Below are 25,136 nucleotides of genomic sequence, written 5' to 3' on the forward strand. Positions count from 1 at the left end.
GGCTTATTCCTTGTGGTAAGCCGTGGCGCGGGCGACTTCTTCTTTCGAGCCGAGGAACACCGCTACGCGCTGGTGCAGGCCTTCCGGCTGAATGTCGAGGATGCGTTGGTGACCGTCGGTGGACGCGCCGCCGGCCTGTTCCACCAGGAACGACATCGGGTTGGCTTCGTACATCAGACGCAGTTTGCCGGGCTTGGATGGCTCACGGCTGTCGCGTGGGTACATGAACAGACCGCCACGGGTCAGGATGCGGTGCACGTCGGCCACCATCGCCGCGACCCAGCGCATGTTGTAGTTCTTCTTCAGCGGGCCTTCTTCGCCGGCCAGCAGTTCGCTGACGTAGCGTTGCACCGGGGCTTCCCAGTGGCGCTGGTTGGACATGTTGATCGCGAATTCCTGGGTGGTTTCAGGAATGGTGATGTCTTCGTGGGTCAGTACGAAGCTGCCCATTTCGCGGTCCAGGGTGAAGCCTTTGACGCCGTCGCCCAGAGTCAGCACCAGCATGGTCTGCGGGCCGTAGATCGCGTAACCGGCGGCAACCTGCTGGGTGCCTGGCTGCAGGAAGGCTTTTTCGTTCAGCGGCTCGTTCTGGCTCAGGTATTCGTTCGGGCAACGCAGTACCGAGAAGATGGTGCCGACCGGAGCGTTGATGTCGATGTTCGACGAGCCGTCCAGTGGGTCGAACACCAGCAGGTAGGCGCCTTTCGGGTATTTGCCCGGGATCTGGTAGGCATTGTCCATTTCTTCGGACGCCATGCCGGCCAGGTGACCGCCCCATTCGTTGGCTTCGAGCAGGATTTCGTTCGACAGCACGTCGAGTTTCTTCTGCACTTCGCCTTGGACGTTTTCAGTGCCCATGCTGCCCAGAACACCACCCAGGGCGCCTTTGGACACGGCGTGGCTGATTTCTTTGCAGGCACGCGCCACCACTTCGATCAGGAAGCGCAGATCGGCAGGAGTGTTATTGCTGCGGGTCTGCTCAATCAAATAGCGACTCAGGGTAACGCGGGACATGGACGGCTCCGGTGGAATGGGGGGCTAAAAACCCGCGCAGTTTACAGGGAGTCTGAAAACGTAGCGAGCGATGACGCCCGGTAACGTGCATTGGGGCGCAATTGCTTGTATCAGACGTGATCGGGTCGAGAGAGTTCAGGTACCGGATTGAGCGTAGTTCGAAACGGGACGGGTGGTGCGTGCGCAACCGCGACCGATCTGAAATTCTCGTTGGCCGATCAGCCGCCTTCGCGAGCAAGCCCGCTCCCACATTGATCGCGTCCATCGAGGCTACTCGGTCAACTGTGGGAGCGAGCCTGCTCGCGATTGGCGCGCAGCGCCAGCCATTCTCAGGAATTGGTCGGTGGCTTGCGCAGCAGACTCGCCGCCATCGCCCCGAGGAACACCACACTCACCAGCAACACCGCCCACAGGCCGATTTTCTTCCAGTTGGTCTCGGCCACTGCCGCCGTAGTCGCCGGCGCAGCCTGCGTGGCAACCACTTCACCCTGCACCGAGGCCTTGCCCAGCGCCGCGAGTTTTTCCGCTTTGAAATCCGGAATCAGCGTGCTCAGTGGCAGGTTCGCGGTTTTCACCGTCGGATTGCCCAGCGCCAGGCTGTAAGGCCCGTCACCCCGTGCGAGGAAAATCACCTGCGTCGCCCGCACCGCGTATTTCAGGCTCGGTGCCTGCTCGCCCAGACCACCGCCACGCTCATCCACGCTCAATTTCAGTTGCTGCACAGTCTGCCCGTACAACTGCAATTCGTTCTGCACCACGTCCTGACCATTCTGAGTCAGGCGATACAGCAAACCGTTGCTCAGTGTCTGCCACGGCAGGCTGCTTTCGCGGCGACCGGCGAGAGTGACCGGCGCCAGACTGTTCGGCTGCTTCAGCTCGACCTGCACCCGCTCGACATTCAGGCCCATCGGCAACTGCCAGGTGTACTCACCGGACTTGGTGCTGCTGCCCGCCAGCGCTTGCGACCAGACCAACGGCAGCGGCACGTTACGCGGATCGCTGCTTTTCAGTTGCGCCGACGTGAGGATGGGCGCCGAGGTTGGCGCATCCCACAGCAGACGCAGGTAGCGAGCGGATTGCCCCGGCAGCGTCACTTCGTGCTGTTCGATGCGTTCGTCGGAAAAGGTCAGCCGCGCGACCTGCCCCTCGCCCCACGCCTGCCAGTGCTGCAAGTCATCACTGGCCTCGATGCTGAAGCGCTGGAAGCCGTCACGCTCGCTGGTCCAGTCGATAATCAACTGCTGCAGCGGCACCTTGATCGCACTGGCATCGAGCAACCAGCCACGCAGCACTTCTTCGCCGGCCTCCAGCTGAGTCGACGGCTGCACTTCAACCAATGTGCCGGTGGTGGTCGATTGCACGCGTACGTTCGGCGCTCGCTCGCTGGCGTCGGCGGCGTTGTACAAGGGGAACCACTTCACCTCATGCAACTGACCGTCGTCGCGGGTCTGCGCCGATTCCCGGGCCAGGGCATAGGCCTGCGGTTCGCCGGCGGCGTTGAATACGCGCAGGTCGCTGAGATCGGTCTGGCGGGCCTGCAATTGTGCGCTCAGCGGCAGGTCGAGGCGATACCACGGGCCGTTGCCGCTCACCGTCAGCGGCACCTGCGTGGCGAAGTCCGCCGGTTTTTCCTGGGCGCCGGCAACCATCACCACGCCCAACGCCAACCACCCCAGATTCAGCATGCGACTCAAGATGAAACTCCTTCGGTATCCGGCACGGGTTTGTCCGCCACCGGTTCGGCTTCGACACGTTTCGGTGGCAGCGGTGCGAAATAGCCCACCACCAGCAGCAACACGCCGACGCCGATAAACGAGACGATCCGGGCCAGTCCGCCACGGTTGCTCAATTCGACAAAAATCAGTTTGGCCACCACCAGCGCAATCAACGCCGCGCCGATCAGCCACACTTCGCGCCGGTGACGCAGGTGTCCGCCGATCATCAGCCCCAACGCCATCAAGGTCCAGACGATGGACAACCCGGCCTGCACCAGCATCGATTCGAGCAGCAGATCCAGCTCGAACGGAATGCCCGCCCAATGGTGCGCAGCGCGGGTCACCAGCGCGGTGCAGAAAGCGAACAGCGAAACCCCGGCGACCAGTTGTGTGGCGTACTCGGCGTAATCCTTGCGCAGGGCAAACTGCGTCACCGCATGACGCGACCACACGTACACCCCGAACAAGGCGAACAGCAGGCCCAATTCCAACGGGTTGATCAGCGGCACGTAAGGCAGCGGTTCGGCGTTACCGTCGCTGACACCGTTGGCCAGCCAGAACCACGCCAGCATCAGCACTGCCAGCGGCGCGGCAGCGTACAAACGATATTCCCGCGGGAATGCCGCCACCGGCCATGGCCAGCTGCGCGGAGCCGCCGCCAACAGCAGATACAGGCTCGGCAGGATCGCCCAGCCCAGCCAGCGCCAGGCGTTGTATTGCTCGGACAACAGCAGCAAGCCGAAGCGCAACTCCAGCGCCAGCACGCCGATCAGCAGCCAGCAACCCAGCACGTGCGCCGCGCTCAAGGCCCGTGCCGGCAGCATCGGTGCCAGACGCCGCAGGCTGAAGAAGTGCACGACGAACACCAGCCCCCACGCCAGCCAGCCGAAGTTCGCCGCCGGGTGATAACGCGCATGCCACGCCACCAGCAGCACCAGCCCCGCCGCCGGGATCAGCAAGGTGCAGAGCAGGCCCAGCGCCGGCCATTTCAGGCGCAGCGCCAACAATGTCCACAGCGCCACACTCAGCGCGGCAATCGGCAGCAACAGCATCGCCTGCAGATTCAGCGGGGCAAAACGCAGCACCTCACTGACCCACGCCAACGCCCACCAACCGGCGCCCCACACCAGCAGCACTTCAGACAGGCGTTGCAAACTCAGCGCATCGAACGCCGAGGCGTGATTGCCCAGTTGGAGACGCCAGGCACCGACCAGCGCGGCCAGCCCCAATACCAGCGGCGTCCAGAAACCGCCATGGGCCAACGGCCGCAGTCCTTCGCTGGACAGCGGCCCGAGCAACTCGGGGCCGGCCAACAAGAACGCCGCGCCACCGATCAACTGCAACAACAGGCCGAAAACAAAACTCACGCGCTGCTTGAGGTACAGGCTCAGCCAGATGATCAGCAGACCGCTCGCCGCCCACACCGCACTCGCGGTTTGCCACGGCAGCACGAACAACACCGCCAGATTGATCAGCACCAACCCCGCCAGCAACACCACCGACAAGCCACGCAGCAGCCGCACATCGCCGCGCACCATCTCGTCGCGCGCCGCCAGCAGCATCCCTCCGATCAACGCCAGACCGATCACGGATGCGCTGAGCAAACCGGTCCACCCGGCGCTGAACACGGCCGCCGAATCCTCACCTGCACCTTGCAGGCGCAACAGGAACAACGCACCGCCGAGCAACTGCACGGCGAACGCGGTGAACAGGAACGTGCGCGATTGCAGGCGCAGGCCGACAAACAGGGTCACCAGTCCGGCCAAGGCCCAACTGATCGCTGTCGCCTGAACCAGGAAAAACAGCGGCGCCAATAGGTACAGGAAGGTCAGACCCAGTGCCGCCAGCACCGGCAAACCCTGGCGCTCCCACGGCGAAGCCTGTTCCGCCGAGGCTTTGCGCAATTGATAGAAACTAAACAGCAGTGCGATGCCGAGCATCAACGCCCCCAGCGGTGCGCCGTCGAGCAGGCTGCTTTCGCCAACCCGCAACTGACTGAGAAAGGCCAGCGCCGACCCCAGTTGCAGCAGCAGGGCAAACGCTCGGGCGAACGGCCGATGCTGACGCAGGCCGAGCCAGAAAATCCCCGCGCCCTCCACTGCCCACGCCGCCGAAGTCCAGCGCGCATCGAGGCCCAGCGGGATCGCCAGACTGGCGAAAATCACCCCCAGCGCCAGACAGGTTTCGCCCAGCAACAAAGCGCGACCGCCCATCAACACCCGGGCCAGGCCCATGTAGATCACGCCCAGTGCGAGTGCGCTGAACGCAGCGGCGAACTCCAGGTGCTGCACCAACGCAAACTGCAGACCGAAGCCCACGATGGGCGGGCCGAACAGCATCGTGCCGTCGACGTAATCGCCCTTGCGCGCCGACCAGTGCAGCAGCGCCTCGCGATCGCCGTCCGCCGGCGCATCGGGCATGTCGAGCAACTTGCGCCGGGCGAACAACAGGCCGATGCCCAGGTACATCAGGAAGAACAGGATCAGGAACGGCTCGGTGCTCCACAGCAACTCAGGTGCGTAGGAACGCAGTCCCCAGGCGAAACCGATGCCGAAGGTACCGACAAAACCGATCAGGTTGAGCAGGCGCCAGGCCTTGAACCAGGCAATGGCGAGAATGCCGGCATTGAGCAACGCGAAATAGCTGAACAGCGCGACGTGGTTGCCGGCCCCGGTCGAGGTCAGGATCGGCGCGGCGAAACCGCCCAATGCTGCAGCCGCCGCCAGCCCCAGCGCATCCTGGGTGATGGCGAGAATCGCCGAGAACACCGTGACCGCCACCAGCAACCCCAGCGCGGCGGACGGATCGAGCAACGGATGCAGACGCATCGCCGCAAACACCGTCAGGTACAGCACCGCGATCCCGGTGCCCTGCAGAATCAGCGCATAACTGCTGTTGCGCGTACGCAGCCACCAGCCCAGTGCCAGCAGGGCCAACGCCGCCGCCGCGACGCCGGCATAACGCAGTTCGATCGGCACCACCATGCCCTCGGTGGCGTAGCGCAGCAGGAACGCCAGACCGAAAAACAGCAGCACCACACCAACCCGCAGCACGGTGTTGCCACCGAACAGCCAGTTACGCGCAGCGCTGATGCCACGCTCGATCAGGTTCGGGCCACGAGGTTCGGCAGGCTGTGCCGGCGCTGCTGGCTCGTCGGTAACAGCATCCAGACGCCAGACATCCGCCGGCAGCGGCTGGCTGGTTTCGCTGGCAACGGCAGAGATCGGTTCTAGTTCGGGCGGCAGTTCCCAGACCAGATCCGGCGTGGGGGAGGATGATTGTTCGGCGACGATGATCGGCTCAACGATGGCGTCCGGCATCGGCGCCACGCTCGGCGGTGTGGTGCGCACGCTGGCACCTTCAAGCAGAAACAGACGCTGCTCGACGGCTTGCAGGGCGACCTTGGCCTGTTCCAGTTGACGCTGTTGGTCGGTGGCCTGCGAGCCAAGCCGGGCGATGCGCAGCGTTTGCCCGATCGCCAGCCCGAGCAGTGCACCAAGCAGCGCGGCACTGAACGACTCATCGAGCAGCCAGCCGAGCAGCAGCCCGATCAACATGAACATCCATTGCATGGTCGATATCCCTAAGCGGCCCCGAGGCGGGGCAATCCCGACAGTTGCTTCAGTCTAGGCACAAACCCTTGTAGGAGTGAGCCTGCTCGCGATAGCGATTTGTCAGTCAACGAAGCTGTTGAATGTGACGGCGCTATCGCGAGCAGGCTCACTCCTACATTGGATCAGTGGTGACTGAACAGCCCGGTAACCGGCGCTCAGTATATCGATCCGGCCCAACAATCGTTGGGCCTTACGCACATTTGTTGCAGAAAATCACTCCAGTGCCTTCCAGATATCCGTGGCGTACTCGCGAATCGTCCGGTCGGACGAGAACCAGCCCATCCGCGCCGTGTTGAGCACCGCCGAACGCCACCAGTTGTTGGCGTCGTGCCAATGCGCATCGACGCGTTTTTGCGCTTCCCAATAGGAATCGAAGTCAGCGCAGACCAGGAAGCGATCGTAGTCCACCAGCGAATCGATCAGCCCGGTGTAGCGCGACGTGTCATCCGGCGAGAACACACCACTGCGGATCGCTTGCAGCACGTCGCTCAAACGATGCGACGCGGCGATGTCCGGCGCGGCGCTGAACTCGTGGTTCTGTTTGCGCGCCTCGACCTGCTGTGCGCTGAGGCCGAAGATGAACATGTGCTCGGCGCCGATGCGCTCGCACATTTCCACGTTGGCGCCGTCGAGGGTGCCGATGGTCAGCGCACCGTTGAGGCCGAACTTCATGTTACTGGTGCCCGAGGCTTCGAACCCGGCCGTGGAAATCTGCTCGGACAAGTCCGCCGCCGGAATGATGCTCTCGGCCAGGCTGACGTTGTAGTTGGGCAGGAACACCACTTTCAGCAAACCACGCACGGTCGGGTCGTTGTTCACCACCCGGGCGATGTCGTTGGTCAGTTTGATGATCAGTTTGGCCTGGTGATAACTGGCCGCTGCTTTACCGGCGAAGATTTTCACCCGAGGTACCCAGTCGACTTCAGGCTCGGCGCGGATTGCCTGATACAGCGCCACGGTGTGCATCAGGTTGAGCAACTGGCGCTTGTATTCGTGGATCCGCTTGACCTGCACGTCGAACATCGCCGCCGGATTGACCGCGATCCCCAGCCGCTCGTGAATCAGATAGGCCAAGGCCTTTTTGCTGTGCAGGCGCTGTTCGGCGAAGGCTTTGCGGAAGGCGGTTTTTTCAGCGAACGGTTCCAGGTCGAGCAGGCGCTCTTCCGGGTTATCCAGCACCTCCGGGCCGAGGGAGTCGACCAGCATCGAGGTCAGCTCGGAGTTGGCCTGGAACAGCCAGCGGCGGAAGGTGATGCCGTTGGTTTTGTTGTTGATCCGCTCCGGGTAGAGCTTGTGCAATTCGGCGAACACGGTCTTGCGCATCAACTGCGTGTGCAGCCCGGACACGCCGTTGACGCTGTGCGAACCGAGGAACGCGAGGTTGCCCATGCGCACCCGGCGACCGTTGTCCTCTTCGATCAACGACACCGCGCGCAGCACGTCGAAATCATGAATGCCTTTGGCGCGCAGCGAGTCGATGTGCTGCGCATTGATCAGATAAATGATCTGCATGTGCCGCGGCAGCATGCGTTCCATCAGGCCGACCGGCCAGGTTTCCAGCGCTTCGGGCAACAGCGTGTGGTTGGTGTACGACAAGGTATCGACCGTGACTTGCCACGCCGCATCCCAGGCCACGTCGTAGACGTCGACCAGTTGCCGCATCAATTCAGCAACGGCAATCGAAGGGTGGGTGTCGTTGAGCTGGATCGCCGCGTGATCGCCCAGGGTCAGCACCGAGGTGTGCATGTTGCGATGACGACGCAGCAGATCCTGCAAGGAAGCGGCGACGAAGAAGTATTCCTGGCGCAGGCGCAGTTCCTGCCCGGCCTCAGTGCTGTCGGCCGGATAAAGCACGCGGGAAATACTTTCAGCGCGGGCGACTTCGGCGACGGCACCCAAGTGGTCACCGGCGTTGAAACGCTCCAGGTGCAGATCTTCCATGGCGCGTGCACGCCACAGCCGCAGGGTGTTGACGCTCGCCCCGCGCCAGCCGACCACTGGCGTGTCATAGGCAATCGCGCGCACGGTTTCCGCAGGCGACCAGACCTGTTTGGTCTTGCCGCTGGCATCGGTCACGGTTTCGACACTGCCGCCGAAGCCGATCGAGTACACCACTTCCGGACGTTCGAACTCCCACGGGTTGCCGAAATCCAGCCAGTGCTCGGTCTGTTCCTGCTGCCAGCCATCGACGATGGCCTGCCGGAACAGCCCATGCTCGTAGCGAATGCCGTAGCCGTGCCCGGCGATGCCAAGGGTCGACATGCTTTCCATGAAGCACGCCGCCAGACGGCCGAGGCCACCGTTGCCGAGTGCCGCGTCGGGTTCCAGCAGGCGGATGCGTTCGAGATCGACGCCCAGTTCGGTCAGCGCTTCACGCGCGACGTCGAGCAGGCCGAGATTGCTCAGGCTGTCGTAGAGCAAACGACCGATGAGAAATTCCAGCGAGAGGTAATACACCCGCTTCTGGCCTTTGCGGTAGATCTGCCGGGTATGGTCCATCCAGTGTTCGACCATGTGGTCGCGCGCCGCCAGGGCAATGGCTTCGAACCAGTCATGGTCGAAAGCGTGATCCGGGTCTTTGCCCACTGCATAGGTGAGCTTGGTCAGGACGGCATCGCGGAATGCGGCCACCTCTGCTTCGCGAACTAGTGGTTCTTGAGTCATCGATAGGACCTCGAGCGAGCGGGGAATTGTCTGAGCCTAGACGGTCTGACCGACGGTAGAGGCGCAGGTTCTGCAGTTTTTCCGAAGTCGGTGAGATAGCCCGGCATTACCTTGGCGAGTGGGCTAATGAATGCAGGGGCCGTGCCGGACTGAATGACATTTGCGCGGCATTTGCAAAAATCTGGCGAAAGGTTGTTCAAAAATCCACCAGTCCCGGTATGATCGCGCGCCCTGATGCACACACGCCTGGTAACCCCCGATGATGAAGCCCAACCTGATTGCCGCCGCCGAGATCGATCGTCTCGATACGTGGGCCAAATATTCGGCCCCGATGTGCGGCTCTTGTGTCTCCAGCTGCTGCACCCTGCCGGTCGAGGTCAAGATCAAGGACCTGGTACGCATCGGCGTGGTTGACGAGTTCGAACTGGGTGATCCGCCGAAGAACATCGCCAAGCGCCTGCAAAAGGAAGGGCTGGTCGAGCGCTTCAACCAGAAGTCGGGGATCTTCACCCTGCAGCGCATGAGCAACAACGATTGCTACTACCTGGATCGTAAGAGCCGCCTGTGCACCATTTATGACAAGCGCCCGGACACTTGCCGCAACCACCCGAAAATCGGCCCGCGGCCGGGGTATTGCGCGTACAAGCCGAAAGAAGTCGAGCGGGTGCAGAATTCGCGGTCGATCGAGAAGTTTTGATCTTTCCTGAAATGTGCGGCGGCTGCTCGCGAAGGGGCCGGCACAAACAACGCGTAAACCCCAGACAAACAAAAACGCCCCCGGTCTCGCGACCGGGGGCGTTTTTTCAAGCTCGGGCTAAATTACGCCTTGGCTTTCTTGGCAGCGCGGGTACGCTCGCTTTCGTCCAGGATCTTCTTGCGAAGACGGATGGACTTAGGCGTGACTTCGCACAGCTCGTCTTCCTGGATGTATTCCAGAGCCTGTTCCAGAGTGAAGCGAACAGGTGGTACCAGAGCGATGGTTTCGTCTTTACCCGAAGCACGCATGTTGTCGAGCTTCTTGCCTTTGGTAGGGTTCACACCCAGGTCGTTGTCGCGGCTGTTCTGACCAACGATCTGACCGTTGTAGATCTCCTGGCCGTGTTCTACGAACAGCTTGCCACGAGCCTGCAGGGTTTCCAGCGAGTAGGTCAGTGCCTTGCCGGTTTCAACCGAAACCAGAACGCCGTTCTGACGGCCGGACATGTGGCCCGACTTCACTGGAGCGTAACGGTCGAAGATCGAGGTCAGGATGCCAGCACCGTTGGTCAGGGTCAGGAACTGGTTACGGAAACCGATCAGACCGCGAGCAGGGATGTTGTATTCCAGACGAACACGGCCCTTGCCATCCGGCACCATGTTGCTCAGGTCGCCCTTACGCAGACCCATCTCTTCCATGACCTTGCCCTGCGATTCTTCAGGGATGTCGATGGTGACGTTTTCGAACGGTTCCTGCTTCACGCCGTCAACTTCACGGATGATCACTTCAGGACGGCCCAGGGCCAGCTCGAAGCCTTCGCGACGCATGGTTTCGATCAGTACCGAGAGGTGCAGCTCACCACGGCCGGAAACCTTGAACTTGTCAGCCGAGTCGCCTTCTTCAACGCGCAGTGCAACGTTGTACAGCAGCTCTTTGTCCAGACGATCCTTGATGTTACGGGAGGTCACGAACTTGCCTTCTTTACCGCAGAATGGCGAGTCGTTTACCTGGAAGGTCATGGAAACGGTTGGCTCATCAACGGTCAGCGGCTTCATCGCCTCGACGGTGTTGATGTCGCACAGGGTGTCGGAGATGAACAGCTCGTCGAAGCCGCTGATGCAGACGATGTCGCCAGCCGCTGCTTCTTCAACGTCAATGCGGTGCAGACCGTGGTGACCCATCAGCTTCAGGATACGACCGTTGCGGCGCTTGCCGTCGGCGCTGATCGCGACAACCGGGGTGTTCGGCTTGACGCGACCACGAGCGATACGGCCAACACCGATAACACCCAGGAAGCTGTTGTAGTCCAGAGCGGAGATCTGCATCTGGAACGGACCGTCACGGTCAACGGCCGGAGGCGGAACGTGGTCGACAACTGCCTGGTACAGCGCAGTCATGTCTTCGCCCATGGCGGTGTGATCCAGACCGGCGATACCGTTCAGGGCCGAAGCGTAAACAACCTGGAAGTCCAGTTGTTCTTCGGTAGCACCGAGGTTGTCGAACAGGTCGAAGATCTGGTCCAGAACCCAGTCCGGACGCGCGCCTGGACGGTCAACCTTGTTGATGACCACGATTGGACGCAGGCCGGCTTCGAACGCCTTCTTGGTCACGAAACGGGTTTGCGGCATAGGGCCGTCTTGAGCGTCAACCAGCAGCAGAACGGAGTCAACCATCGACATTACGCGTTCTACTTCGCCGCCGAAGTCGGCGTGGCCCGGGGTGTCCACGATGTTGATGTGGTAGCCGTTCCAGTTGATGGCGGTGTTTTTCGCCAGAATGGTAATACCGCGCTCTTTTTCCTGGTCGTTGGAGTCCATCACGCGCTCGTCGTTGAGCTCGTTGCGCTCCAGAGTGCCGGATTGACGCAGGAGTTTGTCTACCAGGGTGGTCTTACCATGGTCAACGTGGGCAATGATGGCGATGTTACGTAGATTTTCGATCACTTGTGTATCTCGATCAGAGGATTCGGTTTGCTGACAAGTCTTGGCAGCGATTAACAGTAGTGTCCGGCATGGCCGTTACAGCTTGACGGCGGTGTCGGGGGGCCGGTGACGCAGGCCACAGGCAAACAGCCCCGGGCACTTAGCTCGGTCGATAAACGCGCACATTGGCATGCCCCTCACTGAGCAAATGGTGAGCATGCAGGCGACTCATCACGCCTTTGTCGCAATACAGCAGGTACTGGCGAGTCGGATCCAGCTCCTTGAAACGAGCGTTCACTGCGTAGAACGGCATCGTCTGTACTTCTATGCCGGCGAGTTCCAGCGGGTCATCCTCGGCCGCATCCGGGTGACGGATGTCGATGACGATCTGACCGGCCAGCGCTTCGCCGACTTCTTCGATCTGCAAATCCTGGCCCAATTCGTCGATCACTCGGTCGATCGGCACCAGCTTGGCGTTTTCGAGCGCACGCTCGAGAACCGCCATGTCGAATTCTTTCTCTTCGTGCTCAACACGGTGGCGCTTGGCGGCGGTCTTCGGATTGACCGAGATGACTCCGCAGTACTCCGGCATGTGCCGGGCGAAATCGGCGGTGCCGATCTCGTTGGCCGTGTCGATGATGTCCTGCTTGTGCGCAACGATCAGTGGGCGCAGGACCAGTTTGTCGGTCACGCAGTCGATCACCGACAGGTTCGGCAGCGTCTGGCTCGATACCTGGGAGATCGCTTCGCCGGTGACCAGCGCGTCGATGTGCAGCCGGTCGGCGATGGCCGAAGATGCGCGCAACATCATACGCTTCAATACGACGCCCATATGACTGTTATCGACTTTGCCGAGAATTTCGCCCAACACTTCTTCGAACGGAACACTGACAAATAGCACGCGTTGCGAGCTGCCGTACTTCTTCCAGATGAAATGCGCGACTTCCATCACGCCCAATTCGTGGGCACGCCCGCCGAGATTGAAGAAGCAGAAATGCGCCATCAGGCCGCGACGCATGATCTGGTACGCGGCAACCGTCGAGTCAAAGCCGCCGGACATCAATACCAGCGTCTGCTCCAGGGCGCCGAGCGGGTAACCGCCGATGCCGTTGTGCTGGCTGTGGATGACAAACAACCGTTGGTCGCGAACTTCGATGCGAACTTCGATTTCCGGGTCTTTGAGGTCGATTCCGGCCGCACCGCACTCACGACGCAGCTTGCTGCCGACGTATTTTTCGACGTCCATCGAGCTGAACGGATGCTTGCCGGCGCGCTTGCAGCGCACCGAGAAAATCTTCCCGGCCAGCACATCGCCGTAGTGCTGCTTGCACTTCTCGGTGATGTCGTCGAAGTCGCCCAGCGGGTACTCGTCGATCTGCAGAAAATGCGCGACACCCGGGGTGCAGGTCAGGCGCTCACCCATCTCTTTCAAGGCTTTGGGGTCGGTAACGCGGGTTTCCAGCTCGAGATTGTCCCACACACCGTTCACCACCACGGCCGGGTCCAGATCGCGGAGCACGGCGCGGATGTTCTTGGCCAACTGGCGGATGAAACGCATCCGGACAGGGCGGCTTTTGATGGTGATCTCGGGGAAGACTTTTACGATTAGTTTCATGAAAACAGCGCGCGCAGGGCCAGCCGAAAAAGGGGGGCGCGGATTATAGCGGAAATTGCTCAAGGTTTAACCAGTTAATATGCAGAAGGTTTCACTTGCACCAAAACGGGTCATTTCTGATTTGAAGCGCTACATTAAGGGGCGAGATTTTCACCCTTATGGCACTTTGCGGTGCTCAAAGCGTGAAATTGGGGCAAAAAACCCATGCTGGGGCACTGGCATGCAATTTGCTCCCTTGTGAGGCAGGTTGCCTTGGCAGAGTATCTGCGCCGGCATCACCCCTATTAAGGGCATCCACTACCAAGCCCTAAGCCACCCGGAGGACACTATGTCGAAGTCGGTTCAACTCATCAAAGATCATGACGTCAAGTGGATTGATCTGCGCTTCACGGACACCAAAGGCACTCAGCACCACGTGACCATGCCGGCTCGCGATGCGCTGGAAGACGACTTCTTCGAAGTCGGCAAGATGTTCGACGGTTCCTCCATCGCTGGCTGGAAAGGCATCGAAGCCTCCGACATGATCCTGCTGCCGGACGACGATACTGCCGTTCTCGACCCGTTCACCGAAGACGCAACCCTGATCCTGGTTTGCGACATCATCGAACCGTCGACCATGCAAGGTTACGATCGCGACCCGCGCGCCATCGCTCACCGCGCCGAGGAATACCTGAAGACCACCGGTATCGGTGACACCGTCTTCGCTGGCCCAGAACCAGAATTCTTCATCTTCGACGAAGTGAAGTTCAAGTCGGACATCTCCGGCTCGATGTTCAAGATCTACTCCGAACAAGGCTCGTGGATGTCCGACCAGGACATCGAAGGCGGCAACAAAGGCCACCGCCCTGGTATCAAAGGCGGCTATTTCCCGGTTCCGCCGTTCGACCACGACCACGAAATCCGTACTGCCATGTGCAACGCACTGGAAGAGATGGGCCAGACCGTTGAAGTTCACCACCACGAAGTGGCGACTGCCGGTCAGAACGAAATCGGTGTCAAGTTCAACACCCTGGTGAAGAAAGCTGACGAAGTTCAGACTCTGAAATACGTTGTCCACAACGTAGCCGACGCTTACGGCCGCACCGCGACCTTCATGCCGAAGCCACTGTACGGCGACAACGGCTCGGGCATGCACGTGCACATGTCCATCGCCAAAGACGGCAAGAACACCTTCGCGGGCGAAGGCTATGCCGGCCTGTCCGAAACCGCCCTGTACTTCATCGGCGGTATCATCAAGCACGGTAAGGCCCTGAACGGCTTCACCAACCCGGCTACCAACTCCTACAAGCGTCTGGTGCCAGGTTTCGAAGCGCCGGTGATGCTGGCCTACTCGGCTCGCAACCGTTCCGCCTCGATCCGTATTCCTTACGTCAACAGCCCACGCGGCCGTCGTATCGAAGCACGCTTCCCGGATCCGGCTGCCAACCCGTACCTGGCTTTCGCAGCACTGCTGATGGCCGGTCTGGACGGTATCCAGAACAAGATCCACCCAGGCGATGCCGCTGACAAAAACCTGTACGACCTGCCGCCTGAAGAGGCGAAAGAGATCCCACAAGTTTGCGGCAGCCTGAAAGAAGCCCTGGAAGAGCTGGACAAGGGCCGTGCGTTCCTGACCAAGGGCGGCGTGTTCTCCGACGACTTCATCGACGCTTACATCGCGCTGAAATCCGAAGAAGAAATCAAGGTCCGTACCTTCGTACACCCACTGGAATATGAGCTGTACTACAGCTGCTGATCCGGTAGCGCCGCGCTACGCGGCGTGACAATAAGAGGCCTCCTTCGGGAGGCCTTTTTATTGCCCACGATTTATGAAACTACGCAAAACCCCTGTGGGAGCGGGCTTGCTCGCGAAGGCGGTGGGTCATTGACAGGGATGGCGACTGATACGCCGCCTTCGCGAGCAAGCCCACTCCCACAGGGATTTTTGGCGTCTGAATGATCTCCGGATATATCCTGGGTTGGGCCAACCGCCGCACCTGGCCTATGCTGCACCCCATCGCTTTCTTTCCCGGTCGATTTCATGGGTCGCACCTTTCTCTACATCCTGCTGCTGATCGCCCTGCCCGCCGCCGCGCAGATCTACAAGTACACCGATGCCAATGGCAACACGGTTTACAGCGATCACTCGCCGGACGGTGTTCAGGCGCAGCCGGTCGAGTTGCCGCCACTCAACCGCGTCGAGCCACAGGCACCGAGCGCGCCAACGCCTTCAAGCACCGACACACGCCCCGCGGCACGCAGTGCCTACGAGGTGTTGGAGCTGACCGGCCTGCCCAGCGAAGAAGCGCTGCGCGCCAACAACGGCACCTTCACTGTCAATGTGCTGATCAAGCCGCGCCTGCAGGCGCCGCACCAGTTAAGGCTGGTGCTGGACGACACACCTTATGGCCAGCCGAGCAACGTGCCGATCCTGCAATTGGTGAATGTCGATCGCGGCGAGCATCGTCTCGCGGTGCAGGTGATCGACGGCGAAGCGATCATCCAGCAGAGCCCGGCGGTGGTGTTCACCGTACAGCGGGTGCACAAGCCGTGAGAAATTTCTGGCTGATCCTGTGCCTGTTCGCCCTGCCCGTTTCGGCAGAGGTCTTCACCTATGTCGACGCGCAGGGCAATCGCGTCTACACCGACCAGCCGCGCGGCAACGCCAAGCGCGTGCCTATCGCCACCAGCAATCGCATGTCGGCCAACCCCACGGCTGCAGCACCGATCAGCGCTGTAAAAAAGGTCGCGGAACAACCACCGTTTCACTACGACATGCTGCGCATCCTGATCCCCGAGCCGGATGCGACCCTTCGCAGCAGCGCGGGCGAGGTGATCGTCAGTGTCACCAGCGAACCTGGCTTACAGCAGGGCCATCGCTATCGCCTGCTGCTGGACGGCCAGGCCACTGGCGAGCCGGGACTTAGTCCGGTATTCCCGCTGAGCAACATCGACCGCGGCAGTCACAACCTGTCGGTGGAAATCCTTGATGAGCAGGGTCGCACTGTCGAGCGCACCGCCAACCAGCCATTCCACATGCTACGCATCTCGCTGGCGCAGAAACGACAGGTCAAACCCTGCGTCAGCGAGGACTACGGCGTGCGCCCGGAATGTCCGCTGAAAGACAAACCCGCCGAAGAAAAAAATCCCTTCCTGCGCTTCTTCTAACGCCATTCAGCTTTACGCACTATATTGGTGCAATAGGCTGCACCGTACCCAGATTCCAACCCATTTTGGTTCGAAACTTCCCGTTCGAGCTGGCACCCTGCCACTCAAACGAGCGTCAAACGCCTGTTTCACGGGTTGAACGCTTCTTTTCGGAGCCTTGGTTTGGTTTTTGCATTTTCCGTTTAACGACGCCTGCTTCTTGCGCACGCTCCGCCCCCAAAAGAGGCTCCGATGACTATTAGCGACGCAATCCACCGTTTGCTGCTCGACAACCTGACCACCGCTACCATTCTGCTCGATGCCGAACTGCGCCTTGAGTACATGAACCCGGCGGCCGAGATGCTGCTGGCCATCAGCGGTCAGCGTAGCCATGGACAGTTCATCAGCGAGTTGTTCACCGAGTCCACCGAGGCGCTCAACTCGCTGCGTCAGGCGGTCGAACAGGCACACCCTTTCACCAAGCGCGAAGCGATGCTCACCGCCCTCACCGGCCAGACTCTGACCGTGGACTACGCAGTGACGCCGATCCTCAGCAACGGCGCGACCATGCTTTTGCTTGAGGTGCACCCACGTGATCGCCTGCTGCGGATCACCAAGGAAGAGGCGCAACTGTCCAAGCAGGAAACCAGCAAGATGCTGGTGCGCGGCCTCGCTCACGAGATCAAGAACCCGCTCGGCGGCATCCGGGGCGCCGCGCAGTTGCTGGCCCGCGAACTGCCGGAAGACAGCCTGCGCGACTACACCAACGTGATCATTGAAGAGGCCGACCGCCTGCGCAATCTGGTCGACCGCATGCTCGGCTCGAACAAGCTGCCGTCGCTGGCGTTGTGCAACGTTCACGAAGTGCTCGAACGCGTCTGCCAACTGGTCGAAGCGGAAAGCCAGGGCTGCATCACCTTGGTGCGCGACTACGACCCGAGCATTCCCGACGTATTGATCGACCGCGAACAAATGATTCAGGCCGTACTGAACATCGTGCGCAACGCGATGCAGGCGATCAGCAGCCAGAACGAGCTGCGTCTGGGCCGCATCAGCCTGCGCACCCGGACCATGCGCCAGTTCACCATCGGCCACGTCCGTCATCGCCTGGTGACCAAGATCGAGATCATCGACAACGGCCCGGGGATCCCTGCAGAACTTCAGGAAACCATCTTCTTTCCCATGGTCAGCGGCCGCCCGGACGGTACCGGGCTAGGCCTGGCCATCACCCAGAACATCATCAGCCAGCACCAGGGCCTGATCGAGTGTGACAGCCACCCCGGCCACACCACGTTCTCGATCTTTCTGCCACTGGAACAAGGAGCCACATCGACATGAGCCGTAGTGAAACCGTGTGGATCGTCGATGACGACCGTTCTATCCGTTGGGTTCTGGAAAAGGCCTTGCAGCAGGAAGGCATGACCACGCAGAGCTTCGACAGCGCCGACGGCGTGATGAGTCGTCTGGCCCGTCAGCAGCCTGATGTGATCATTTCCGACATCCGCATGCCGGGCGCCAGTGGCCTCGACCTGCTGGCACGTATCCGCGAACAGCACCCACGGCTGCCGGTGATCATCATGACCGCGCACTCCGACCTGGACAGCGCGGTGGCCTCGTACCAGGGCGGTGCTTTCGAATACTTGCCGAAGCCATTCGACGTCGACGAGGCGGTATCGCTGGTCAAGCGCGCCAATCAGCATGCGCAAGAGCAGCAAGGCCTGGAAGTGGTGCCGGCGCTGACCCGCACCCCGGAAATCATCGGCGAAGCGCCGGCGATGCAGGAGGTGTTTCGCGCCATCGGCCGCTTGAGCCACTCCAACATCACCGTGTTGATCAACGGCGAATCCGGCACCGGTAAAGAACTGGTGGCCCACGCCCTGCACCGCCACAGCCCGCGCGCGGCCTCGCCGTTCATCGCGCTGAACATGGCGGCGATCCCCAAGGACCTGATGGAATCCGAGCTGTTCGGCCACGAAAAAGGCGCATTCACCGGCGCGGCCAACCTGCGTCGCGGGCGCTTTGAACAGGCTGACGGCGGCACGCTGTTCCTCGACGAAATCGGCGACATGCCGGCAGATACCCAGACCCGTTTGCTGCGGGTGCTGGCCGACGGCGAGTTCTATCGCGTCGGCGGCCATGTGCCGGTCAAGGTCGACGTGCGGATCATTGCTGCAACTCACCAGAATCTGGAAACCCTGGTGCATGCCGGGAAATTCCGTGAGGACTTGTTCCACCGCCTCAACGTGATCCGCATCCACATTCCACGCCTGTCGGACCGTCGCGAAGACATCCCGACCCTGGCCAAGCACTTCCTCAGCCGCGCCGCGCAAGAACTGGCGGTGGAGCCGAAGCTGCTCAAGAGCGAGACCGAGGAATACCTGAAGAACCTGCCATGGCCGGGCAACGTGCGGCAGCTGGAGAACACCTGCCGCTGGATCACCGTGATGGCCTCCGGACGCGAAGTGCACATCAGTGACCTGCCACCGGAACTGCTGAGCCTGCCGCAGGACTCGGCGCCAGTGACCAACTGGGAGCAGGCGCTGCGCCAGTGGGCCGATCAAGCGTTGGCCCGCGGCCAGTCGAGCCTGCTCGACAGCGCGGTGCCGGCGTTCGAGCGGATCATGATCGAGACCGCACTGAAGCACACGGCCGGTCGCCGTCGTGATGCGGCGGTATTGCTCGGCTGGGGGCGTAATACCCTGACGCGCAAGATCAAGGAATTGGGGATGAAAGTGGACGGTGGGGATGATGATGAGGGGGATGAGGGCTGATCAACCACGCCCTCTGTGAGAGTGGGCTTGCTCACGAAAGCGCTGTTCATGAAACGTATCAGTGACTGACGCGACGCCTTCGCGAGCAAGCCCGCTCCCACAGTGGCCCCGCCGTGCACCAACCTAATGCACTTTGACCCGTGATCGGGCATCGCAGCCGGTGCAAAAACCATTCAGGCAAGACTGAAAAAACCGACCAGTAAAAACGCGAAAGCCCCGATTTACGGGGCTTTCGCGCATCTGAATCTTTTTTCTGTTTCGAAATACTAAAACTGGCACGCCGCCTGCAATAACCCTCACAGGTGATTCGATTCACCACCCGTTTCGGGGACCTTGGTACAGGCAGGCCGGGGATTCCCCTCTTTACACCGGGTTCAAACCGCAACGCGGCGAACCCACCCTTTTGGGATCCTTGGTACAGGCAGGCCGGGGGTTCCCTCTTTACACCGGACCGACGCTCTCAGCGAAGTCCACCCCGTTTTGGGAACCCTGGTACAGGCAGGCCGGGGATTCCCGCTTTTATTGCCCCCGGAGATGGATCTCCAGCCGCCAGCGGTCATCGACCTTGCTCCCGGCCCAGTCCCCCTGCAGCGGCCGCGCCGCCAGCACCGTCAGCAACAGCCCACCGTCACTCAAGCGCGTTCGCCAGTTCACGTCCTTGCCGTTGAGCTTGAGCTGACCCTTTTGCGCCTTGCCCTCTGCCTGAAACAACAGGGCCACCGTGCCATCGATGATTTCACCGTGCAGCTTCGGTTCGTTGCTGAACCACACCACCAGGCCGTCACCGGTCACGTCGACCTGCTGCAGCACGCTGGGGTCCGGCGTGGTCAGGCGACCGATCATCAAGCCGACCATCACGCCGACAATCGCCAGCGAACCGATCACCCGCGGGAATAGTTTCGAACGCGGGTCGGCTTGCGGCGTAGAATGCGCGTCATCTTTACCTTCGGAGCCGTGCATGTTTCACGTCATCCTTTTTCAACCAGAAATTCCGCCGAACACCGGCAACGTTATCAGGCTGTGCGCCAACAGCGGCTGCCACCTGCATTTGATCGAACCGCTGGGTTTCGAGATGGACGACAAGCGCTTGCGCCGGGCCGGTCTCGACTACCACGAATATGCCACGTTGCAGCGCCACGCCGACCTCGCCAGTTGCCTGGAAAGCCTCGGCAACCCACGGCTGTTCGCGTTCACCACCAAGGGCTCGCGGCCGTTTCACGACGCCGCGTTCGTCCCGGGCGATGCGTTCATCTTCGGCCCGGAAAGCCGTGGCCTGCCGGCGGAAGTGCTCGACGCCCTGCCCGCCGAACAGCGCCTGCGCCTGCCGATGCGTGAAGGCTGCCGCAGCCTGAACCTGTCCAACACTGTGGCGGTGGCCGTGTACGAAGCGTGGCGGCAGAACGACTTCAAATAACACCGGATAACAAATGTGGGAGCGGGCTTGCTCGCGAAGGCGTCGGATCAGATGACATTGATGTCGCCTGAGACTGCGCTTTCGCGAGCAAGCCCGCTCCCACATTGGACTTGCGTCGTCGCTCAGATACTTACTGAACGGTCGGCGTCTCGCCAGCTTCCTGCATGCGCTGCAGCTCTTGCGCGTACAGGGCGTCGAAATTCACCGGCGCCAGCATCAGGGCCGGGAACGAACCACGAGTCACCAGGCTGTCCAGGGTTTCGCGCGCGTACGGGAACAGGATGTTCGGGCAGAACGCACCCAGAGTGTGGCTCATCGAAGCCGCGTCGAGGTTCTTGATCAGGAAGATACCGGCCTGTTGCACTTCAGCGATGAAAGCCACTTCGTCGCCGTTTTTCACGGTCACGGACAGGGTCAGTACCACTTCGTAGAAATCACCTTCCAGTTCTTTCTGACGGGTGTTCAGGTCCAGACCGACGGTCGGGTCCCACTGCTGGCGGAAGATCGCCGGGCTTTTCGGGGCTTCGAAGGACAGATCGCGTACGTAGATGCGCTGCAAGGAGAATTGCGGTGCGGTTTCTTCTTCGCTGGCTGCAGTGTTCTGTTGGTCAGTCATCTCAGATCCTTTCTGATCTTGGGTCTTTTAGGGAGTGCTGTACGTGGGTGCAGCCGTTCAGGCCTTGAGCAACGCGTCGAGCTTGCCGGCGCGCTCCAGGGCATACAAATCATCACAACCGCCGATGTGCTTTTCGCCGATCCAGATCTGCGGCACCGACGTGCGTCCGGCCTTCTGGCTCATGGCAGCACGAATCTGCGGCTTGCCATCGACCTTGATCTCTTCGAAGGCCACACCTTTGTTCGCGAGCAATTGCTTGGCTCGCATGCAATAAGGGCAGTAGTCGCTGGAGTAGACGATGACTTCGCTCATATCACTTCACCAGCGGCAGGTTGTCGCCTTTCCAGCTGGAGATCCCGCCGGACAGCTTGGCGGCAGTGAAGCCGGACTTCATCAGCTCGCGAGCGTGGGTGCCAGCGGTCTGGCCCAGGGCGTCGACCAGAATGATGGTCTTGGCCTTGTGCTTTTCCAGCTCGCCGGTACGCGCAGCCAGTTTGTCTTGAGGAATGTTGATCGCGCCAACGATATGGCCGGCGGCGTAATCTTTCGCCGGACGGATGTCCACCACCACGCCTGCGTCCTTGTTGACCAGTGCGGTCAGTTCGCCGGTGCTCAGGCTTTTACCGCCGCCCTGCATCGTGTGCGCCAGCAGCAGAGCCAGCAGTACGACGAAGATACCGACAAGAATGTAGTGGTTAGTGGCAAATTCAATCAGGTGAGCAACCATCGAAGGAGGTTCCAGGGCGTTAAAATGTCGGCCAGTATACACAGCCACTATGGTGGGCCAAACCCCGTCCGGCGGTGACGTGGTCGGAACTAAGCATTAAACTCGCCACTCCCTTTTCCATCGCCCTCTTCTTTATTAGCCACGAGTGGATTCCATGACTACCACGCCTAAACCTTTGGTCCTGATGATTCTCGACGGCTTCGGTCACAGTGACAGCCACGAATCCAATGCCGTGTATGCGGCGAAGAAGCCTGTGCTCGATCGTCTGTGGGCCACGGTGCCGAACGGCCTGATCTCGGGCAGCGGCATGGACGTTGGTCTGCCGGACGGCCAGATGGGCAACTCCGAAGTCGGCCACATGAACCTCGGCGCCGGGCGCGTGGTGTATCAGGACTTCACGCGCGTGACCAAAGCGATCCGCGACGGTGAGTTCTTCGACAACCCGACCATCTGCGCTGCCGTGGATAAAGCCGTGGCCGCCGGCAAAGCCGTGCATTTCATGGGTCTGCTGTCCGATGGCGGCGTGCACAGCCACCAGGATCACCTGATCGCCATGGCCGAACTGGCCTTCAAGCGCGGCGCCGAGAAAATCTACCTGCACGCCTTCCTCGACGGTCGCGACACGCCGCCGAAAAGCGCCGCTTCGTCGATCGAACTGCTCGACGCGACCTTCCAGGCGCTCGGCAAGGGCCGCATCGCCAGCCTCATCGGTCGCTACTTCGCGATGGACCGTGACAACCGTTGGGACCGCGTATCTCAGGCCTACAACCTGATCGTTGACGGCAACGCCGAATTCAACGCCGCCACCGCTCAGGAAGGCCTCGACGCCGCCTACGCCCGTGGCGAGAGCGACGAATTCGTCAAAGCCACCACCATCGGCGAGCCGGTCAAGGTCGAAGACGGCGACGCCGTGGTGTTCATGAACTTCCGCGCCGACCGTGCCCGCGAACTGAGCCGCGTATTTGTCGAAGACGATTTCAAGGAATTCGAGCGCACGCGCCAGCCAAAAGTGCAGTACGTGGGCTTGACCCAATACGCCGCCAGCATCCCGGCCCCGGCGGCTTTCGCTCCGGGCAGCCTGGAAAACGTGCTTGGCGACTATTTGGCGAAAAACGGCAAGACCCAGCTACGCATCGCCGAAACCGAAAAATATGCGCACGTGACCTTCTTCTTCTCCGGCGGCCGCGAAGAGCCGTTCCCGGGTGAAGAGCGCATCCTGATCCCGTCGCCGAAAGTCGCCACCTACGACCTGCAACCGGAAATGAGCGCACCCGAGGTCACCGACCGCATCGTCGACGCCATCGAGCATCAGCGTTACGACGTGATCGTGGTCAACTACGCCAACGGCGACATGGTCGGCCACAGCGGCGTGTTCGACGCTGCGGTAAAAGCCGTGGAATGCCTGGACACCTGCGTCGGGCGCATCGTCGAGGCGCTGGAAAAGGTTGGCGGCGAAGCGTTGATCACCGCCGACCACGGCAACGTCGAAAAAATGGCCGATGAAGAAACCCACCAGGCGCACACCGCGCACACCACCGAGCCGGTGCCGTTCATTTATGTCGGCAAGCGTGACCTCAAGGTCCGTGAAGGCGGCGTACTGGCGGACGTCGCGCCGACCATGCTGATGCTGCTTGGCCTGGAAAAACCGGCGGAAATGACGGGGACTTCGATTCTGGTGTAATCGCCAGATCAAACACCGCCAAACCCTGTGGGAGCTGGCTTGCCAGCGATAGCAATCTGACAGCCAACAGCTATGTTGAATGTGCAGACGCCATCGCTGGCAAGCCAGCTCCCACAGTGGTTTATGGGGTTTTCGAAATGGAAATGGGCCTCTGCGCCGCTCCAGTTATCACACAAGCCCAATTGGGCGTTTTTTTTGCAGCCTCGGGCGGGCATACTAGGCCGTCCATTACCCTGGTGCCGCCCGCCTCTATGCTCCGCGTCCTGATCGCCCTCGCTCTGACCTGCCTGCTCCAACCGGCCTTCGCTGACGAGCGCGCGCAAACCCAACAGCAGTTGGATGCCACGCGTCAGGACATTGCCGAGCTGAAAAAGCTGCTGGGCAAGCTGCAGGAAGAAAAATCCGGTGTGCAGAAAGAGCTCAAGGGCACTGAAACCGAGATGGGCAAGCTCGAGAAGCAGGTCGATGCCCTGCAGAAAGAGTTGAAAAAAAGCGAATCCGAGCTGCAGCGGCTCGATGCGGAGAAAAAAAAACTCCAGAGCGCGCGCACTGAACAGCAGCGACTGATCGCCATCCAGGCCCGCGCGGCCTACCAGAATGGCCGTCAGGAATACCTCAAGCTGCTGCTCAACCAGCAGAATCCCGAGAAATTCGCCCGCACCCTCACCTATTACGATTACCTGAGCCAGGCCCGCCTGGAGCAGTTGAAGAACTTCAACGAAACCCTGCGCCAACTGGCCAATGTCGAAAAAGACATCGCCATGCAGCAGGCGCAATTGCTGGTGCAGAAAAGCAGCCTCGACACCCAGCGCGACGAGCTGGAAAAAGTCCGCAAGGAACGCCAGCAAGTCCTCGCCAAGCTCAACGATGACGTGAAAGCCCGCGACCAGAAACTGGCCGCCCGCGAGCAGGATCAGGCAGACCTGTCTAAAGTCCTTAAAACCATTGAAGAAACCCTGGCCCGTCAGGCCCGTGAGGCAGAAGAAGCGCGGCAGAAAGCGCTGATCGCCCAGCAGGAAGCGGAAAAAAAGCGTTTGCGTGAGGCGCAGGCTGACAACAGCGACGCCCCACGAAAACCCGTCAAATCAACCCCCGGCGCGCTGGTGTCCAGCAGCGGTGAGACCTTCGGCGGCCCTTTTGCTGCAACCCGGGGAAAACTTCCGTGGCCGGTTGATGGTCGATTGCTGGCACGCTTCGGCGAAAGCCGTGGCGACGATGCCCGCACCAAGTGGGATGGTGTGATGATCAGCGCCGCTGCCGGCAGCCAAGTGCATGCCGTGCATGGCGGGCGCGTGGTGTTCGCCGACTGGTTGCGTGGCGCCGGGCTGCTGGTGATCCTTGATCACGGCAATGGTTATCTGAGTCTTTACGGTCACAACCAGACACTGCTCAAGTCGGCCGGTGACGTGGTAAAAGCCGGTGAGTCGATCTCCACTGTGGGTAACAGTGGCGGTCAGGACACACCAGCGCTGTATTTCGCAATTCGTCAGCAGGGTCACCCGAGTGATCCGGCGCAATGGTGTCACGCGCAAGGATAAGCGCGTCGCCTAATTCAGGAGT

At 61.0% G+C, this 25,136-nt stretch carries 19 protein-coding genes; 9 read left to right on the forward strand and 10 right to left on the reverse strand.

The window, feature by feature from the left end:
- Positions 1–3: 3 nt before the first annotated feature.
- The 4 genes from ACM6I7_RS18650 to ACM6I7_RS18665 form a co-directional block, all read right to left on the reverse strand.
- Positions 4–1,014, reverse strand: coding sequence for a class 1 fructose-bisphosphatase (locus ACM6I7_RS18650; protein WP_007961744.1), 1,011 nt, complete (start codon positions 1,012–1,014; stop codon positions 4–6).
- Positions 1,015–1,343: 329 nt separating this feature from the next.
- Complete coding sequence (locus tag ACM6I7_RS18655) at positions 1,344–2,708, reverse strand: DUF3999 domain-containing protein (protein WP_414889012.1); 1,365 nt, start codon at positions 2,706–2,708, stop codon at positions 1,344–1,346.
- Positions 2,705–6,301 (reverse strand): DUF2339 domain-containing protein, encoded by a 3,597-nt coding sequence (locus ACM6I7_RS18660; protein WP_414889013.1) that lies wholly within the window; start codon positions 6,299–6,301, stop codon positions 2,705–2,707. Before ACM6I7_RS18660 ends, ACM6I7_RS18655 begins: the two co-directional genes overlap by 4 nt.
- 255 nt (positions 6,302–6,556) lie before the next feature.
- On the reverse strand, positions 6,557–9,007 hold the full coding sequence (locus tag ACM6I7_RS18665) for a glycogen/starch/alpha-glucan phosphorylase (protein ID WP_414889014.1): 2,451 nt from the start codon (positions 9,005–9,007) through the stop codon (positions 6,557–6,559).
- A 259-nt stretch (positions 9,008–9,266) separates the two neighbouring features.
- On the opposite strand from ACM6I7_RS18665, the gene ACM6I7_RS18670 reads away from it, so the two are divergent.
- Complete coding sequence (locus tag ACM6I7_RS18670; RefSeq protein ID WP_007961740.1) at positions 9,267–9,704, forward strand: YkgJ family cysteine cluster protein; 438 nt, start codon at positions 9,267–9,269, stop codon at positions 9,702–9,704.
- Between the two features lie 122 nt (positions 9,705–9,826).
- Here ACM6I7_RS18670 and typA read toward each other — a convergent pair whose 3' ends face one another.
- Both typA and thiI read right to left on the reverse strand, forming a co-directional pair.
- Positions 9,827–11,647, reverse strand: coding sequence for a translational GTPase TypA (typA, locus tag ACM6I7_RS18675; protein ID WP_007961739.1), 1,821 nt, complete (start codon positions 11,645–11,647; stop codon positions 9,827–9,829).
- Between the two features lie 139 nt (positions 11,648–11,786).
- Entirely contained in the window at positions 11,787–13,241 is a 1,455-nt protein-coding gene (gene thiI / locus ACM6I7_RS18680; protein ID WP_027611269.1) for a tRNA uracil 4-sulfurtransferase ThiI, read from the reverse strand.
- Between the two features lie 328 nt (positions 13,242–13,569).
- Between thiI and glnA the strand changes: the two genes are divergently transcribed.
- From glnA to ntrC, 5 genes are all read left to right on the forward strand, one after another.
- Positions 13,570–14,976 carry a glutamate--ammonia ligase gene (gene glnA / locus ACM6I7_RS18685; protein WP_003220788.1) on the forward strand — a complete coding sequence of 469 codons (1,407 nt, stop codon included), beginning with the start codon at positions 13,570–13,572 and terminating at the stop codon, positions 14,974–14,976.
- A 285-nt stretch (positions 14,977–15,261) separates the two neighbouring features.
- Positions 15,262–15,774, forward strand: coding sequence for a DUF4124 domain-containing protein (locus ACM6I7_RS18690; protein WP_115988402.1), 513 nt, complete (start codon positions 15,262–15,264; stop codon positions 15,772–15,774).
- Positions 15,771–16,388, forward strand: a complete 618-nt coding sequence (locus tag ACM6I7_RS18695) for a DUF4124 domain-containing protein (RefSeq protein WP_103368314.1) — start codon at positions 15,771–15,773, stop codon at positions 16,386–16,388. The genes ACM6I7_RS18690 and ACM6I7_RS18695 overlap by 4 nt, the downstream gene beginning before the upstream one ends.
- A 231-nt stretch (positions 16,389–16,619) precedes the next feature.
- A complete protein-coding gene (gene glnL, locus ACM6I7_RS18700; RefSeq protein ID WP_007961730.1) occupies positions 16,620–17,705 on the forward strand; it encodes a nitrogen regulation protein NR(II) in 1,086 nt (361 codons plus the stop codon).
- A complete protein-coding gene (gene ntrC, locus ACM6I7_RS18705) occupies positions 17,702–19,138 on the forward strand; it encodes a nitrogen regulation protein NR(I) (protein WP_007961729.1) in 1,437 nt (478 codons plus the stop codon). Before glnL ends, ntrC begins: the two co-directional genes overlap by 4 nt.
- 519 nt (positions 19,139–19,657) lie before the next feature.
- On the opposite strand, the gene ACM6I7_RS18710 is transcribed toward ntrC, so the two are convergent.
- Positions 19,658–20,098, reverse strand: coding sequence for a hypothetical protein (locus tag ACM6I7_RS18710; RefSeq protein ID WP_414889015.1), 441 nt, complete (start codon positions 20,096–20,098; stop codon positions 19,658–19,660).
- Here ACM6I7_RS18710 and trmL point away from each other — a divergent pair.
- On the forward strand, positions 20,097–20,552 hold the full coding sequence (gene trmL, locus ACM6I7_RS18715) for a tRNA (uridine(34)/cytosine(34)/5-carboxymethylaminomethyluridine(34)-2'-O)-methyltransferase TrmL (protein WP_027611265.1): 456 nt from the start codon (positions 20,097–20,099) through the stop codon (positions 20,550–20,552). The genes ACM6I7_RS18710 and trmL overlap by 2 nt on opposite strands.
- Before the next feature lie 130 nt (positions 20,553–20,682).
- Here trmL and secB read toward each other — a convergent pair whose 3' ends face one another.
- From secB to ACM6I7_RS18730, 3 genes are read right to left on the reverse strand one after another with little or no spacing between them, the layout of a single operon-like run.
- On the reverse strand, positions 20,683–21,168 hold the full coding sequence (gene secB / locus ACM6I7_RS18720; protein ID WP_027611264.1) for a protein-export chaperone SecB: 486 nt from the start codon (positions 21,166–21,168) through the stop codon (positions 20,683–20,685).
- 57 nt (positions 21,169–21,225) lie between these two features.
- Complete coding sequence (gene grxC / locus ACM6I7_RS18725) at positions 21,226–21,480, reverse strand: glutaredoxin 3 (protein ID WP_003220774.1); 255 nt, start codon at positions 21,478–21,480, stop codon at positions 21,226–21,228.
- Between the two features lies 1 nt (position 21,481).
- Positions 21,482–21,895 carry a rhodanese-like domain-containing protein gene (locus ACM6I7_RS18730; RefSeq protein ID WP_007961724.1) on the reverse strand — a complete coding sequence of 138 codons (414 nt, stop codon included), beginning with the start codon at positions 21,893–21,895 and terminating at the stop codon, positions 21,482–21,484.
- Between the two features lie 154 nt (positions 21,896–22,049).
- On the opposite strand from ACM6I7_RS18730, the gene gpmI reads away from it, so the two are divergent.
- Both gpmI and ACM6I7_RS18740 read left to right on the forward strand, forming a co-directional pair.
- Complete coding sequence (gpmI, locus tag ACM6I7_RS18735; RefSeq protein WP_135294771.1) at positions 22,050–23,576, forward strand: 2,3-bisphosphoglycerate-independent phosphoglycerate mutase; 1,527 nt, start codon at positions 22,050–22,052, stop codon at positions 23,574–23,576.
- Positions 23,577–23,827: 251 nt separating this feature from the next.
- The gene (locus ACM6I7_RS18740) at positions 23,828–25,114 is read left to right on the forward strand and encodes a murein hydrolase activator EnvC family protein (RefSeq protein WP_027611262.1); all 1,287 of its coding nucleotides are present in this window, start codon (positions 23,828–23,830) and stop codon (positions 25,112–25,114) included.
- Positions 25,115–25,136: the final 22 nt, after the last annotated feature.

This window comes from Pseudomonas sp. IT-93MI4 (assembly GCF_949767635.1).
Lineage (GTDB): Bacteria > Pseudomonadota > Gammaproteobacteria > Pseudomonadales > Pseudomonadaceae > Aquipseudomonas > Aquipseudomonas putida_A.